Annotated in this window: 13 protein-coding genes and 1 tRNA gene; 9 read left to right on the forward strand and 5 right to left on the reverse strand. The window is 70.5% G+C overall.

The window, feature by feature from the left end; translation table 11 throughout:
* Positions 1-305 precede the first annotated feature (305 nt).
* On the reverse strand, positions 306-1169 hold the full coding sequence (locus OG439_RS34790; protein ID WP_326944875.1) for an alpha/beta fold hydrolase: 864 nt from the start codon (positions 1167-1169) through the stop codon (positions 306-308).
* Between the two features lie 118 nt (positions 1170-1287).
* Here OG439_RS34790 and OG439_RS34795 point away from each other — a divergent pair, with 118 nt between their 5' ends.
* Both OG439_RS34795 and OG439_RS34800 read left to right on the forward strand, forming a co-directional pair.
* On the forward strand, positions 1288-1758 hold the full coding sequence (locus OG439_RS34795) for a hypothetical protein (protein ID WP_326944876.1): 471 nt from the start codon (positions 1288-1290) through the stop codon (positions 1756-1758).
* Positions 1759-1834: 76 nt separating this feature from the next.
* Positions 1835-2497 carry a hypothetical protein gene (locus OG439_RS34800; protein ID WP_326944877.1) on the forward strand — a complete coding sequence of 221 codons (663 nt, stop codon included), beginning with the start codon at positions 1835-1837 and terminating at the stop codon, positions 2495-2497.
* Positions 2498-2510: 13 nt separating this feature from the next.
* On the opposite strand, the gene OG439_RS34805 is transcribed toward OG439_RS34800, so the two are convergent.
* Positions 2511-2583, reverse strand: a tRNA-Thr gene (locus OG439_RS34805).
* Positions 2584-2833: 250 nt separating this feature from the next.
* On the opposite strand from OG439_RS34805, the gene OG439_RS34810 reads away from it, so the two are divergent.
* The 4 genes from OG439_RS34810 (at position 2834) to OG439_RS34825 (ending at position 9043) form a co-directional block, all read left to right on the forward strand.
* Positions 2834-4333: a threonine/serine ThrE exporter family protein gene (locus OG439_RS34810; protein ID WP_326944878.1), complete on the forward strand. Its 1500-nt coding sequence runs from the start codon at positions 2834-2836 to the stop codon at positions 4331-4333.
* An 81-nt stretch (positions 4334-4414) separates the two neighbouring features.
* Positions 4415-5860, forward strand: coding sequence for an alpha,alpha-trehalose-phosphate synthase (UDP-forming) (locus OG439_RS34815; RefSeq protein WP_326944879.1), 1446 nt, complete (start codon positions 4415-4417; stop codon positions 5858-5860).
* 37 nt (positions 5861-5897) lie between these two features.
* Positions 5898-8429, forward strand: coding sequence for a trehalose-phosphatase (gene otsB / locus OG439_RS34820; protein ID WP_442792238.1), 2532 nt, complete (start codon positions 5898-5900; stop codon positions 8427-8429).
* Positions 8430-8515: 86 nt separating this feature from the next.
* Positions 8516-9043, forward strand: coding sequence for a hypothetical protein (locus OG439_RS34825; protein WP_326944881.1), 528 nt, complete (start codon positions 8516-8518; stop codon positions 9041-9043).
* A gap of 25 nt (positions 9044-9068) precedes the next feature.
* Here OG439_RS34825 and OG439_RS34830 read toward each other — a convergent pair whose 3' ends face one another.
* The gene (locus OG439_RS34830) at positions 9069-9734 is read right to left on the reverse strand and encodes a C39 family peptidase (RefSeq protein ID WP_247058744.1); all 666 of its coding nucleotides are present in this window, start codon (positions 9732-9734) and stop codon (positions 9069-9071) included.
* A 155-nt stretch (positions 9735-9889) separates the two neighbouring features.
* Between OG439_RS34830 and OG439_RS34835 the strand changes: the two genes are divergently transcribed.
* Together OG439_RS34835 and OG439_RS34840 are read left to right on the forward strand one after the other, a co-directional pair.
* Complete coding sequence (locus OG439_RS34835; RefSeq protein ID WP_326944882.1) at positions 9890-10501, forward strand: RNA polymerase sigma factor; 612 nt, start codon at positions 9890-9892, stop codon at positions 10499-10501.
* Positions 10502-10505: 4 nt separating this feature from the next.
* Positions 10506-11648 carry a CU044_5270 family protein gene (locus OG439_RS34840; protein WP_326944883.1) on the forward strand — a complete coding sequence of 381 codons (1143 nt, stop codon included), beginning with the start codon at positions 10506-10508 and terminating at the stop codon, positions 11646-11648.
* Positions 11649-11985: 337 nt separating this feature from the next.
* Here OG439_RS34840 and radA read toward each other — a convergent pair whose 3' ends face one another.
* Entirely contained in the window at positions 11986-13344 is a 1359-nt protein-coding gene (radA, locus tag OG439_RS34845) for a DNA repair protein RadA (protein WP_326944884.1), read from the reverse strand.
* Positions 13345-13383: 39 nt separating this feature from the next.
* Positions 13384-14061 carry a hypothetical protein gene (locus OG439_RS34850; protein WP_326944885.1) on the reverse strand — a complete coding sequence of 226 codons (678 nt, stop codon included), beginning with the start codon at positions 14059-14061 and terminating at the stop codon, positions 13384-13386.
* A 276-nt stretch (positions 14062-14337) separates the two neighbouring features.
* Between OG439_RS34850 and OG439_RS34855 the strand changes: the two genes are divergently transcribed.
* Positions 14338-14829 (forward strand): CarD family transcriptional regulator, encoded by a 492-nt coding sequence (locus tag OG439_RS34855; protein WP_005165253.1) that lies wholly within the window; start codon positions 14338-14340, stop codon positions 14827-14829.
* Positions 14830-14922: the final 93 nt, after the last annotated feature.

The raw sequence follows: 14922 nt of genomic DNA on the forward strand, positions 1-14922 counted from the left end.
TCGTTGCCCGAGGTCAACCCGCGTACGCTGCGCAGCGTACGCGAACAGACACACCGTCGAAACCCTCGAACGGCCGTCTTCAAGGGCGGATTCACGCGCCGGCAATAAGCCGGATATGCCTGGTTCACCTGGCGCGAGTGCTCACATTCCGACAAGTTCGAGGCGCGGCTTTGCGCCGTTCGGAGCACTGCCGGCCGGATGATCAAGCCCGCGGCAATTCATGATCACCACGCGAGCACCCGAGCGCACCAAAAGCATCTTCCGATCAGCCGAACCGCTTTTCTCGGATTCCGCTCGGCGCCCACTCAGCCGAGAACCTCACGCAACCGCGCGGCGAAGGCCGCCGGCTGACCGGCATAGCCGAAATCGCCGGCGAGGAACCCACCGTGGTGACTCGGGAACACGGTGGCCCGCTGCCCCAGCAACTCCGCGGTAGCCACCGCCGTCCGCCCGGTGAAGACACTCAGCGATTCCTCACCGACGGCGATCACCACCCGCGTGGACGCCGCGGCGAGCGCGTCGACGTCGGGCCGGTACCCGCTGACGGCCCAGGACCGGTCGGACAACAACGGATCGTCCCGCCTCCCGTCGTCATCGGCAGGCATCCCGAACTGCGCCGGATCGGCGGCGGGCTGCGCGAAGTAGTCATCGTTGTACTCGCCGGCCCACGACGTCATCCCGATGAAGGCGGCCATCCCGGCCCCGAACCCCTTGGCGAGATAGGCATCGGTCACGGCGTTCCGAGCCCGCTCGGCAGCTGCGGCATCAGGAACAACGGAGAGCAACGGCGGCTCGTGCGCCACAAGCGTCCGCACATCACCCGGAAAGGCAGCCACGAGCGCAAGCGCGGTCACGGCGCCGCCACTGCTGCCGAAGAGATCGACAGGCCCACCCCCGACCGCCCCGATGACGGCGTGCACATCCCGAGCTTGAACCTCGGGCTCATGCTCGACCCGGCCGTCCTTCCGCACACTGCGCCCGATCCCCCGAGGGTCATAGGTGACAACGGTCCGCTCGGGAAAGAAGGAAGCAAGGGTGGTGAACCCATCAGCGGCCATCGGCTGCCCAACCATCACCAACGGCGGCGCGGAACTGTCGGCGGAAGCGGGCCCATGCACGTCATAGACAAGACCGGCTTCGGCCGTCTCCAGCGTGTACGTCGTAGCCATGGGGATCCTCCCGGGTCGAGAAACTGCCCGGACCCTACGTCAACCGGCGGTGCCGGCTAAACCACCCGGCCGCACCGGACGTGGTGAGCGTGATGGCCAACCCGGCGGACGGAGCACGATGATCAAGAAGATCCTGGCGGCGGCAGGCGCGGCGGCGATCGCCGTGACGGGTTTGACCCCCGCGGCGTCAGCGGAGGTCGCGGCGGCACCGGACTGCCAGCACGGCAGCTCCTACGGGATCGTCGTGGAGAAGGTGAACCTGACGATCGGCACGACCGTCATCGGGCGGATCGACCTCTGCCGCGACAGCGGCTACCAGTACTGGGGCTTCGTGCTCTTCAACAGGCCGGCGACGGCGAGCCAGTACGGGCAGGCGGCCATCGTCCGGTACGACCAGGTCGCCTACTTCAGCGACGTCGACTGCGACAGCCCAGGCGGCAATCAAAAGGTGATGCCGGGTCAGACCCGCTGCTGGACCCCGAAGTACGACGGCCGGGCCGGCCGCTGGAACTTCGCCGCGGTCGGGTACTTGAAGAGCAGCCACACCGGCGACGTCCTCGCCGCCGAGACGACGATGATCCAGCGCTGAACCGGCGGCCGGGCCGCGCGGTCACTGGGCCGGACGGTCCTTGGCGCGACCGCGCGGCCCCGGCAGAATCCTCCGGATGAGACGGCGGCTCGGCTTGCCGGTCCTGCTGGCCGCACTGGCCGTGGCGACCACCGGATGCGATCCGATCGACGTGGCGGCCTCGCCGTCGTCGTGGACGCCGCGGCCCGCGCCGACCGTCTGGCCGTCGATCCGGGACCTGACGCACTACCTCCCGACCGAAGCCGACGGCAGCGCGTTCGGGGTCGGCCTGACCCGCGCCGGCCCGCTGGTGTCCGAGCCGCCGGCGGCGCTGCTGCGGGTCTGCGACCTCCCCCAGCCGTGGGACGCGCTGGTGCGCTACGGCGCGGCGCTCACCTGGCAAGCCGACGGCCAGGAGATCCGGCAGGTCATCATCGCCTACGGCCGAGTCTCCGCCCGGGAGGTGCTCGACGCGATCCGGGCCGCCCTGGACTCCTGCGGCAGCTTCACCTACGAAGGCGCCCGGTACCACCGGACGAGCACCGTGGGAACCAGCGCCGCCGACGCGACCGAGGCCCACGAAGTGTTCTGCACCGACAGAACCCCGAAAGCCCCACCCGAACACTGTTTCGCCCTGCTGGCGAGCCACGACCGGCTGACGCAGCTCGCCATCCCCGGAGGCGGCAAGGACATCTCGGCCGAGCTGAACGCGCTCGTGAAGGTCATCAGCCCGTTCGCGATCGCCGTCGCCCGGACCTGAGCGGAACAAGAGGAGCCGCCAAGGGGGCTCGAACCCCTGACCTTCTGTTTACAAGACAGATGCTCTACCAGCTGAGCTATAGCGGCCTGGCGCCGCAGCGCCGCTCGCAGTCTACCGGGCCCCTGCCGCGCGCCCCGGGGAGCCACCCCCGCCTGCCCGTCTCGAAGATCGGGACGACGGCGTCGGCCGGCCCCCGGCGAAAGCCGTCCGACGAGCGCAGATCCCCTGGTCAGGACAAGATGATCAGAACGTGGTGGACGCCACTCCATGATCCGTGCAACGGTCGGGGGACGGGCGTCGATGGTCCTCGGGAACGAGCGAGGAGGTGGATGGATCATGAAGATCAACGAGCGCACCAACGGGGGCAAGGCGACCAGATGGCCCCTGCTGGAACCGCCCGCGCAGAGGCCGCGCACCCACCGGCCGAACCTGTTGCGACGCCGTCCCTGGCACGTTCTCGAAGCGCCCACCGGGGAGTTCCCCGCGGTCGACGCCGAGGAGGCGATGGGGCCGCAGCTGCCCGATGACGCCACCGTCAACTTCGTGCTCGACCTCTCCCTGCGCCTCGGCGAGGTGCAGATGGCCAGCGGGGCCGGCGCCTCGGACGTCAGCGCGACGATCATCGCCGTCACCGCCGCGCTCGGGCTGCCGCACTGCGAGGTCGACGTCATCTTCACGTCGATCACCGTGACCTGCCACCGCGGCACCGACCTCGCGCCGGTGACCGCGCTGCGCGTCGTGCGCAGCCGCAGCCTCGACTACACGCGGCTGACCGAGACCGAGAAGCTCATCCGCCGGATCGTCCGCGGGCACCTCGGCGCCGAGCAGGCGCAGACCGAGCTGGAGCGGATCTCGCAGGCGCCGCACCCGTACCCGCGCTGGGTCGCGACGCTCGCCTGGGGCGGGGTCGCCGCGTTCATCACCATCCTGCTCGGCGGCGGGCCCGACATCGCCGCCGTCGCGTTCGTCATCAGCGGCGTGATCGACCGGATCGGGCGGTTCGTCAACCGCTACTCCCTCCCGTTCTTCTTCCAGCAGGTGATCGGCGGCCTGGTCGCGACGCTGTCCGCGATGACGATCATGCGGACCCACGTCCTGACCACCGACAAACCGACGCTCGTCGTCGCGGCCGCGCTGACCGTGCTGCTGTCCGGGCTGTCGACGGTCTCGGCGGTGCAGGACGCCATCACCGGCTACAACGTCACCGCCGCCGGCCGCACCATGGAAGTGGTGCTGATGTCGGCCGGCCTGATCTCCGGGGTCGTGCTGGCCCTGCGGATCGCCGTGATGCTCGGGCTGCCGCCCACCCCGCTGCCCGACGTCCCCACCTCCACACCGCAGCACCTGCCGCTGGTCATCCTCGGCGGGGCCGGCGCCTCGGCCTGCTTCGCGCTCGCGTCCTACTCCAAGATGCGCGCGATGCTGGTCGCGATGGCCGCCGGCGCGATCGGCGCGACCGTCTACGGCGGGCTCACGGTGATCCGGCTCGACGGCGTCAGCTCGTCCGCGATCGCCGCGACGCTGGTCGGGTTCTGCGGCGGCGTGCTCGCGCGACGACTGGGCGTCACGCCCCTCGTCGTCGCCGTGTCCGGGATCACTCCCCTGCTCCCGGGCCTGTCCACCTATCGTGGTCTATACCAAATCGGGGTCGAGCCGAACGGCAATATCTCGACGCTCATGACGGCGGTCGCAATCGGGCTTGCGCTGGCAGCGGGCGTGGTACTCGGCGAATGGCTCGCTCAGCCGGTCCGCACCGGCTTGGGCAGGCTCGAACGCCGGTTCGCCGGACCACGCATGGCCGGTCCGCTCGAACCGGCCGATCGGCGCTTGGAGTAACCCGACGGTCACCGGCTGTTCATCGCTCACGCGATAGGGTTTCACTCTGGGGCCGCGACCCGGGACGCGAGGAGCGAGCACGTGACTGAAGCGACGAAGGAGAACTCGAACCAGGCGGATTTCGTCGTGGTGGCGAACCGGCTACCGGTGGACCTCGAACGCACGACCGACGGAGAACGCCGCTGGACGGCCAGCCCGGGCGGGCTGGTGTCGGCGCTCGAGCCGTTCCTCCGGTCGCGCAAGGGCGCGTGGGTCGGCTGGCCGGGCGTGCCCGACGTCGACGTCGAGGAGTTCGACGACGACGGCCTCGTGCTGCACCCCGTCTCGCTGAGCGCCGACGAGGTCCGCGACTACTACGAGGGCTTCTCCAACGCGACGCTCTGGCCGCTCTACCACGACGTCGTCGAGCGCCCGGTGTTCGACCGGGCCTGGTGGAACAGCTACGTGAAGGTGAACCAGCGGTTCGCGCAGGCCAGCGCCGAGGTCGCCGCGCCGGGCGCGACGGTCTGGATCCAGGACTACCAGCTGCAGCTGGTGCCGGCGATGCTGCGCGAGCTGAGACCGGACCTGCGCATCGGCTTCTTCCTGCACATCCCGTTCCCGCCGGTCGAGCTGTTCATGCAGATGCCGTGGCGCGCCGCGATCATCCGCGGCCTCACCGGCGCGGACCTCGTCGGCTTCCACCGCCCCGGCGGGGCGCAGAACTTCCTGTGGCTGTGCCGCCAGCTGATCGGCCTCGAGTCGACGCGCGGCGCGGTCGGCGTCCGGTCGCGGCCGGGCACCATGCAGGTCGGCGACCGGACCGTGCGGGTCGGCGCGTTCCCCATCTCCATCGACGCCGCCGGCCTCGACCAGCTGTCCCGCACGAAGGGCGTCCAGGAGCGGGCCGCGCAGCTGCGGCGCGACCTCGGCAACCCGAAGACCGTGCTGCTCGGCGTCGACCGCCTCGACTACACCAAGGGCATCGACCTGCGGCTGCAGGCGCTGCACGAGCTGCTGCACGAGGGCAGGCTCCAGCCGGACGACGTCACGTTCGTGCAGCTGGCCACGCCTAGCCGCGAGCGCGTCGAGCACTACCAGCGGATGCGCGGCGAGATCGAGCAGATGGTCGGCCGGATCAACGGCGAGTTCTCCCGCGTCGGTCACCCGGTCGTGCACTACCTGCACCAATCGGTCGACCGCACCGAGCTGGCCGCCTTCTTCTCCGCCGCGGACGTCATGGTCGTGACGCCGCTGCGTGACGGCATGAACCTCGTCTGCAAGGAGTACGTCGCCACGAGGCACGATCTGGGCGGCGCCTTGGTGCTCAGCGAGTTCGCCGGCGCGGCCTCGGAACTCTCTAGCGCATTCCTCGTGAACCCCCACGACCTGGACGGGGTGAAGGATGCTCTGGTGGCTGCCATTACGCTCGACCCGGCTGAGGGCCGTCGCCGGATGCGCGCCATGCGTCGCCAGGTCCTCACACATGACGTCGACCGTTGGGCGCGCTCGTTCTTGCAGGCGTTGGGTGCCGAAGCGGTCGACTGATTGGTCCCGACCACGCACGAGCTCCTGAGGAGGAGTGTTGACTGCCGAGGCCCTGCCCGCCGAGCTGCGGCGCGCGATCGTCCAGATCGCCCGTACTCCGCGACTGCTGGTCGCCTGCGACTACGACGGCACGCTGGCTCCCATCACGCTCAACCCGGACGAGGCCCGGCCGCTGCCGGAGTCCGTTGGCGCCCTCAGATCGCTCGCCGGTCTGCACGAGACGACCACCGCGGTCATCTCGGGCCGGGCCCTGCGCGACCTGGCCACGCTGTCGCGGCTGCCGTCCGAGGTGAACCTCGTCGGCAGCCACGGGTCGGAGTTCGACATCGGTTTCATCCACGCGCTGGACGAAAAGGCGCGTGAGCTGCACCGACGGCTCGAGACCGAGCTCGAACAACTCGTGCTCGACGTCCCGGGCGTGTCGCTGGAGGTCAAGCCGGCCAGCATCGCGGTGCACGTGCGCCGCGCCGAGCACGAGGCCGGCCGCCGCGTGCTCGCGGACGTCCACAACGGACCGTCGAAGTGGGACGGCGTCTCGACCACCGACGGCAAGGAGGTGGTGGAGCTCGCGGTCGTCCAGACGGACAAGGGCCACGCGCTCGACATCCTGCGCCACCAGGTGGGCGCGACCGCGGCGATCTTCCTCGGCGACGACGTCACCGACGAGAAGGCCTTCGCCCGGCTCTCCGGCCCCGACCTGGGCATCAAGGTCGGCGACGGCGAGACGCTGGCGGGCTACCACGTGCCGGACACCGTCGACGTCGCGCTGGTCCTCGGCTTCCTGCTGGAGGAGCGGCGCAACTGGCTCTACGGCGAGTCGGCGCCGCCGATCGAGCGGCTGTCGATGCTGGCCAACGAGCGCTCGGTCGCCCTCCTGACGCCGGACGCCAAGCTGACCTGGCTGTGCCACCCGGGCCCGGACGCGCCCGCGGTGTTCGCCGACCTGCTCGGCGGCGAGGGCGCGGGCCACTTCTCCATCAAGCCGCACCGCAACGGCCTCCCGCTCGGCCAGCGCTACCTGCCGAACACGATGACGGTCGAGACGCGCTGGTCGCGCCTGCTCGTCACCGACTACCTCGAGCCGGAGAGCGCGCCGCACCGGACGGACCTGGTCCGCGTCATCTCCGGTGAGGCGGCCGCGGCCGTGACGTTCGCGCCGCGCCCCGAGTTCGGCGGCGTGCCGGTGAGCCTGGAGATCACCGAGGGTGGCGTCAAGGTGCTCGGCACGTCGGAGCCGTTCGTGCTCTACGCGCCGGGCGTCGAGTGGACGATCACCTCGGACGGCCTGCACGACACGGCCACCGCGCTGGTGCAGCCGACGCCGACCCAGCCGGTCGTGCTGGAGCTGCGCTGCGGCACGCCGGACCTCGGCCCGCACGAACTGTCCGAAGTGGAGCGACGCGACCGCGCGGGCCGGTACTGGAGCGAGTGGACGTCGAAGCTGCAGCTGCCGAAGGTGCAGACCGACCTGGTGCTGCGCTCGGCGCTGACCCTGCGCGGCCTGGTCAACACCGACACCGGTGGCGTGCTGGCCGCGGCGACGTCGTCGCTGCCGGAGGAGATCGGCGGCGTCCGCAACTGGGACTACCGCTACTGCTGGATCCGCGACGCCGCGATGACCGTGCGGGAGCTCGTGCACCTGGGCTCGATCGAGGAGGCCGAGGGCTACCTCAAGTGGCTCCACGGCGTGCTCGCGACGCTGGCCGGCCCGGAGCGGCTCCACCCGCTGTACACGCTCGCGGGCAGCGTCATCGGCGCCGAAGCCGTCATCGAGTCGCTGCCCGGGTACGCGGGTTCGCGGCCGGTGCGCGTCGGCAACCTGGCCAACCACCAGGTGCAGCTGGACGTCTTCGGCCCGGTCGTCGAGCTGGTCGGCACGCTCGCCGCGGCGCGCGGCGATCTGCGTGACGAGGACTGGCAGATGGTGCGCGCGATGGCGGAAGCCGTCACGCGGCGCTGGAACGAGCCGGACCACGGGATCTGGGAGGAGCGGCACGTGCCGCGCCACCGGGTCTACTCGCGCGTCATGTGCTGGGTGACCATCGACCGCGCGGTCAAGCTCGGTGCGCAGTACGGCCGGGACGTGCCGGGCGCGTGGCCGCCGCTGCGCGACGCGATCGCCGCCGACGTGCTGGAGCACGGCTGGAACGACGAGGTCCAGGCGTTCACCACGGCCTACGACGGCACGGACCTGGACGCGGCGTCGCTGTTCGTCGGGCTCACCGGCCTGATCGACCCGGCCGACGAGCGCTTCCAGCAGACGGTGACCGCGATCGAGGCGGAGCTGCGCAGTGGGTCCACTGTGTACCGTTACCGCCGCGACGACGGCCTCCCCGGCGGGGAGGGCGGCTTCCACATCTGCGCGGCGTGGCTGATCGAGGCGTACCTGCTCACCGGGCGGCGCAACGAGGCCCAGGAGCTGTTCGACCAGATCGTGGCGGCGGCCGGCCCGACGGGCCTGCTGCCGGAGCAGTACGACCCGATCGCCGAACGGTCCCTGGGCAACCACCCGCAGGCGTATTCGCACATCGGGCTCATCCGGTGCGCCAACTTGCTGGCGACCAGTTAGCCCTTTCGGTCCGAAGTGCCGTCAAGGCCACCTTGCAGGCGTCTCGCGCCCGTAAGGTGGCCTTGACGGCGTTCGGAGGTGATGCGGTGCAAGGAACGTTCGGGCAGGTCGAGTACGTGCCGCTGCCGCCCCGGTTCGCCGAGCGCGTGCGCTGGGGATCGGTCGTCATCGGCTGCTCGATGATCGTCGGCACGGTCCTGCTGTTCGGCCTCACCACGTTCCTGCAGGGCATCGTCCACGGCCACGCGTTCCCGGACTCGTTGCTGGGCAAAGCGGCGGCCGTGCTGCCCCCGCTGGCGGTGCTGGCGATGGCGGTTCTGGTGCTGACGTGCCGCCGGTGCCTGCGCGGCGACTACCTCGTGATCGCGAGCGCCCAGTCGGCGCGCAACGCGTTCGTGGTCACCTACGTGCTGACGCTGATCCTCATCATCGGCGCGTGCGCGGTCCCGATCGTGTTCCACGTCTGGCACGAAACCCACGCGGCGCGAGCCCCGGACCTGCTCACGACGGTCGCGACCCTCGCCTTCGCCACCATGGGTTTCCTGGCGGGCATGTTCTACGTACGCCCCTCGATGCAGACGTTGCGGCGGTTCAGCGACCACCCGATCTGGTGAGCGGGTTCAGTCCACAGTGGACGGCTCAGGCCGCGTAGCCCTTCGGCGGGATGAGCGTCGCGAGCTGGTTGAAGGTTAGCCAGTAGATCTGGTTGCCGCCGAAGCTGGCGGGGTCGGCGATCTTGACCGTCATGTCGGAGCTGTCGTAGCCGATCACCGTGAAGTAGTGGTAGATCGTGTAGTTCGGGTAGCCCGGCGGGTGGTTGTTCGCCGGGGCGACGATGTTCGCGACGATCGCGTAGCCGTTGTTGACGTCCAGGACGATGTCGCGCCACAGCAGGTCGCGCTGGGCCTGCGTCGGCGGGTCGTTCGGCATCTCCTTCGTCTCGTACCAGCTGGTGCCGAGGTCCTGGTTGAGGACGCCGGTGACCTGCCCGATCCAGTCGGTGCCGTTGGTGGTCGTGCCGAGCTGCGAGGCGAGCGTGGCCTGGCTCGGCACGTTCGACGTCCGGGCCGAGATGGCGATCCGGGTCGCGGCCGGTCCGCACCAGTAGCCGGTGTTCTGGACCTGGTACTGGACGTTCAGCACGGCCTCGGCCCGTTCGACGCCGTCGACGTGCGCGGGCGCGGCCATGGCGTTGACGAACCCGGGCGCCGGCACGACGTACTTCTGGGCCCCGGCCACCGCGGGCGCGGTGAGGAGCCCGGAAACGGCCATGAGCGTGACGAGCCCCAGACGGAATCTGCGCATGACGATCCTTCCCCAGTTTTGACGCCGGTTGGCCAGCGCCGAACAAAGGGATGATCGCGACAAGAGACGCCCGTTGTCTCGTACCGTCCCTGAACGGATCACGACGAAGGTAGGTTCGCCGTGAACGCCGGCGGCGCCTGCGGGCAACAGGGGGCATGCAGGTGATCCAAGAAGGTGCCGACGTCTGGGGGCAGGACCGTCCCGACCTGGGCGGGGCCGATCCGGCACCGGTGTTCGCCAAGCTCTTCGACGCCCACGCCGGGCCGCTGCGGCGCTACCTCGCCCGCCGGGCCGGCGCCGAAACGGCCAACGACCTCGTCGCCGAGACGTTCCTCGTCGCGCTCCGGCGCCGGGAGAGCTACCGGCCGGAGCTGGGCACGGCGCGCTCGTGGCTCTACGGCATCGCGACCAACCTGCTGCGCCACCACGTGCGGTCCGAGCTGCGCGGCCTGCAGGCGACCGCGCGGCTGGCGCACACCGGCGAGCTCAGCCACGCCGGGCACGACGGCCGCGTCGCCGAGCGGGTCGACGCCCAGGCCCGCGCGGCCCAGCTGGCCGGCGCGCTGGCGAAGCTCAACCCGGCCGACCGCGACACGTTGCTGCTCGTCTCGTGGGCCGGGCTCGACGCGGCCGAAGTGGCCGAAGCCCTGGGCATCCCGCAGGGCACGGTGCGCTCCCGGCTGCACCGGATCCGCCGCTGGCTGAGAACCGCCGCCCCCACTCCCGCCATCCCCGCTCCCGCCGCTACCGCCGTGAAGGAGGCGTAGTGCCATGACCGACGACAACATCCGGCAGATCTGGTCCGACGCCGAGCTGGACGCGGCGCTGGCCGACCTCCACGACGACGTCGGCGACGGTGATCTGACGTTTGCCCGCACCTCGCTGCTGGCGGCGGCCGGTGCTGAGCCCGAAGCACCCCCCGCGCCGGCGGAGTCCCGCGGCGCGTGGCGGTGGATCGCGGTGGCGGCCGCCGTCGCCACGCTCACCGGCGGCCTGGTCGTCGCCACGCAGCTGACCAACCGCGATCCCGCCCCCACCCCGATCGCACCGGCCGCCACGTTGCCCGGACTCGACGACCTGCGTGGCGTGGACCTCCCGATCGGCCCCGGCGAGTTCCGGCTCACGACGTCGTCGTCGTGGATGGCGGCCGACAAGGGCGCGAACCCGAAGACCTACGTGGGGATGCAGGCCAGGCTCTGGATCCCCGCCGACCCGGCCGGGGACTGGCACCTGCGCTCCACGCTCACGAACACCCCGACCGGCCTGCAGGTCCCCGTACCGCGCCTCGAACCGGTACCGGTGCACAACACCGACACGACCGGCGCCGGCGGGATCTTCCCCGGGATGTACGGCGGACCCGACTTCCAGGGTTCCTGGGACGCGCCGACGGCGCTGTTCGTCACGAGCCTGCCCGCGGACGTCCAGGCGCTGCGAGCGCAGCTGACCAACGCCCAGGCCGGCGTGGGGACCCCGGTGCGCCGGGGCGAGGAGAGCAGCCCCGGAGCGGTCGTCCAGATGGTGCGCAAAACGCTGGAGCTGGGCCTGGCCCGCGGCGACGTCCGGGTGGCGCTCTGGCGCGCACTGGCCGGCGTCGAAGGCATCGTGACGACCCCGGGCATGCCCTCCCCGGACGGCCGGACAGGCATCGGCTTCACGGCGAAGGACGGCGGCACCCTGATCGCCGACCAGGCAACGGCCCAGCTCATCGGCTACACGCTGCCGCTGAAGGAGTCGATCGGCGGGACGGGCATCCAGAGTTCGGAGGTGGTCCCACCGGACTCGTCGACGTCCAACGAGCCCAGAGTCCCGATCATGACCACGATTCTCCCGCCACGCTCGCCCCACCAGCCGGCGGAGGAGCAGAACTCGATGGCGGAGAGCTACACGTACTCGATAACCAAGACCGACCACTGACCCGTGGTGGCCGGGCGCCCTGGGGGCGCCCGGCCACCACGCCAAGAGGGGAACGACCCGGCTCACCCCAGCCAGCGGCTCACCCTCGGGCCGGCGGCATCAGCGATGCCTGCCATCCTCCGGCGCCACGGCACCAGCGGCCCGGCAACCCGTCGAGTCGGCGGCATCAGCGAACCGGGCCATCCGCCGGCTCACTCTCGGGCCGACGGCATCACCAAGCCAGCCATCCGCCGGACCACGGCAGCAGCCCGGCCACCCGTCAGGCTGACGGCATCAGCGTGCCGGCCATCACCAAGCCGACTTCGTCCACCAGCCGGCCACCGCCGAGCCAAAGGCGTCAGCGGGCGTGGCTTGCCGCGTTCAGGGCGTCCGCTACGTTCGCCACCTCCAGCACCCGGATACCGGCCGGGGGCTTGCCCGAGTCCGGCGGTACCAGCGCGTGCGTGAACCCCAACCGCGCCGCCTCCGCCAAGCGGCGGCCGACGCTCGGGACGCGGCGGATCTCGCCCGCCAGACCGACCTCGCCCACCGACACCAGCCGGGGCGACAGTGCCACGTCGCCGAACGACGACGTCAGGGCCAGCACCAGCGCCAGGTCGATGCCCGGTTCGGTGATCTTCATGCCGCCGACCGTGGCGACGTAGACGTCCTTGTCGGCGAGCTTCAAACCGCCGCGCTTCTCCAGCACCGCCAAGACCATCGCCACCCGCGCCGAGTCGAGGCCGCTGACCGCGCGCCTCGGCTGGGGTGCCGATGTCGACGACACCAGCGCCTGGACCTCGCCCAGCAGCGGGCGCTTGCCCTCCATCGCGACCGTGATCGCCGTGCCCGGGACCGGCTCCGCCGTCTGGCTGATGAACAGCCCCGACGGATCCGGCACCCCGACGATGCCTTCTTCCACCAGCTCGAAGCAGCCGATCTCGTCGGCCGCGCCGAACCGGTTCTTGATGCCGCGGACCATGCGCAGCGTCGAGTGCTTGTCGCCCTCGAACTGCAGCACGACGTCCACCAAGTGCTCCAGCACGCGCGGACCGGCCACCGTGCCGTCCTTCGTGACGTGCCCCACCAGCACCACCGGCAGCCCGCGCTCCTTGGCCAGCGCGACCAGCCCGGACGTCACCGCCTTGACCTGGGTCACCCCACCGGGTGAACCGTCCACCAGCGGGGACGCCATCGTCTGCACCGAGTCGACGATCAGCACGCCCGGCTTCACGTCGTCGACGTGCCCGAGGATGGCCGAGAGGTCGCTTTCGGCTGCGAGGTACATCCGGTCGTGGACGTTGCCGGTCCGCTCCGCACGCAGCCGGACCTGGCCCGCGGACTCCTCGCCCGTGACGTACAGGGAGCGGTCGACCGTTTTCGCCCATTGGTAGGCGACTTCGAGCAGCAGGGTCGACTTGCCGACACCAGGCTCACCCGCGAGCAGCACCACCGCGCCCGGCACCAGGCCGCCACCGAGGACGCGGTCCAGCTCGGACACCCCGGTGCGGCGGGCGCGGGCGGTTTCGACGTCGACTTCGCCGATCGGCCGCGCGGGCGCACTCGGCGCACCGGCCGCGACGCGCTGGATCGCCGGTTTCCCGGCGGCCCCGCGTTCCGCGAACGAGCCCCATTCCTGGCACTCCGGACACCGGCCCAGCCACTTGGCCGCTTCGTAGCCGCAGCCCGCGCAGCGGTAGTTGACGCCTTTCTTCACCCCGCGAGGCTATCGGCGCCCACCGACAAAAACGGGGACCTACCCCTTGTCGTGCGCCGGCGCCGCCACGGGCAGCTCGACGGTGACCGGTCCGGCGTTCTTGAAGACGAACGTGACCTTCACGGTCTGACCGGGCCAGAGCGGCTGCTTCAGCGCGGCGAGCGTCACAGTGCCCTTGCCGACGGTCGCGGGGGCCGCGGTCGGCGTCGCACTGGTGGCGGGAGCCTCCGCGGAAGAGGAAGAGGAGGAGGAGGAGGTAGCGGTGCCCGTGGTGCTGGTCCCGGTCGCCGTCGGCGCTTCCGAAGAAGAGCTCGGCGCGCCCGAGGAGGTGGGCTCGACCTGGTTGGTGGACTCGACCGCGTCGTCCGGGCCGATCACCAGGGAGTGCCCGGCGACGATGTCCTTCGAGCCGCCGACGGTCGCCTGCGTGCCATCCTCGGTCGTCACCGAAACGAGCGAGTCGTCCTGGGCGCCCTGGTTGACGATCGTCAGGGTCAGCGCCGGGGTCGCGCCGGCCGCGTAGCCCGGACCGGACGTCGGGTACTGGACCGCGACGTCGCGCATCACGATGGTCTTGACCTGGGCGTGCGTGCCGTTGACGGCGGGCTGCTGCGTGTCGGTCTGGGTGATCTGGCCGGCCCCGCACCCGGCGAGCGCGAGCGCGGCACCGAGCGCCAGCACGCCCGTACCGAGCACGCGACGATTCTGCAGCCTCACGTCGCAGTCCCTTCCCTTTTCACGGCCTCGTTCCCGCGAAGACTAGCCCGGAGCGATCTCCAGCGCGGAACCGGTCCGCGTTGTCCTCAAGATCAACCGTCCACAAAGGAATTCCCAATGGTCGCACGGACCCTTCGCCTTAACCTGCGTGAGCACGGGGGTCCGACGTTTGTCAACCCCCGCTCAGGCCGCTGACCTGCGAGGACGAGTCCGGCCCGCTAGGTGGGCACTGGCGGACCGTGATAGGATGGGGTCAGCGAAAGGGGCAGAGGACACATGGTTTTCAAGGTCGGAGAGACCGTCGTCTACCCGCACCACGGTGCCGCACTCATCGAAGCCATCGAGACCCGCGTGATCAAGGGCGAGGAGAAGAAGTACCTCGTCCTCAAAGTCGCGCAAGGGGATCTTACGGTTCGCGTGCCCGCTGACAACGCCGAGATCGTCGGTGTGCGTGATGTCGTCGGGCAAGAAGGACTGGACAAGGTTTTCGACGTACTGCGTGCTCCGCACACCGAAGAGCCCACGAACTGGTCTCGTCGGTACAAGGCCAACCTCGAGAAGCTCGCCTCCGGCGATGTGAACAAGGTGGCCGAAGTGGTGCGCGACCTCTGGCGACGAGAGAAGGACCGCGGACTTTCAGCCGGCGAGAAGCGCATGCTGGCGAAGGCGCGGCAAATTCTGGTCAGCGAGCTCGCGCTCGCGGAGGGCACCGACGAGGACAAGGCTGAAGTCCTCCTCGACGAAGTTCTGGAAACCGCGGCGGTCTGAGAATCTTATTCTGGTCAGGACGACGCTACGGACCGCAGGTGGCCTGCCTACGGTGACTTCGCGTCGGCCAACGGCTGAATAAGGTTCTCCAAC

Origin of the sequence: Amycolatopsis sp. NBC_01307 (assembly GCF_035975215.1) — a bacterium.
GTDB lineage: Bacteria > Actinomycetota > Actinomycetes > Mycobacteriales > Pseudonocardiaceae > Amycolatopsis.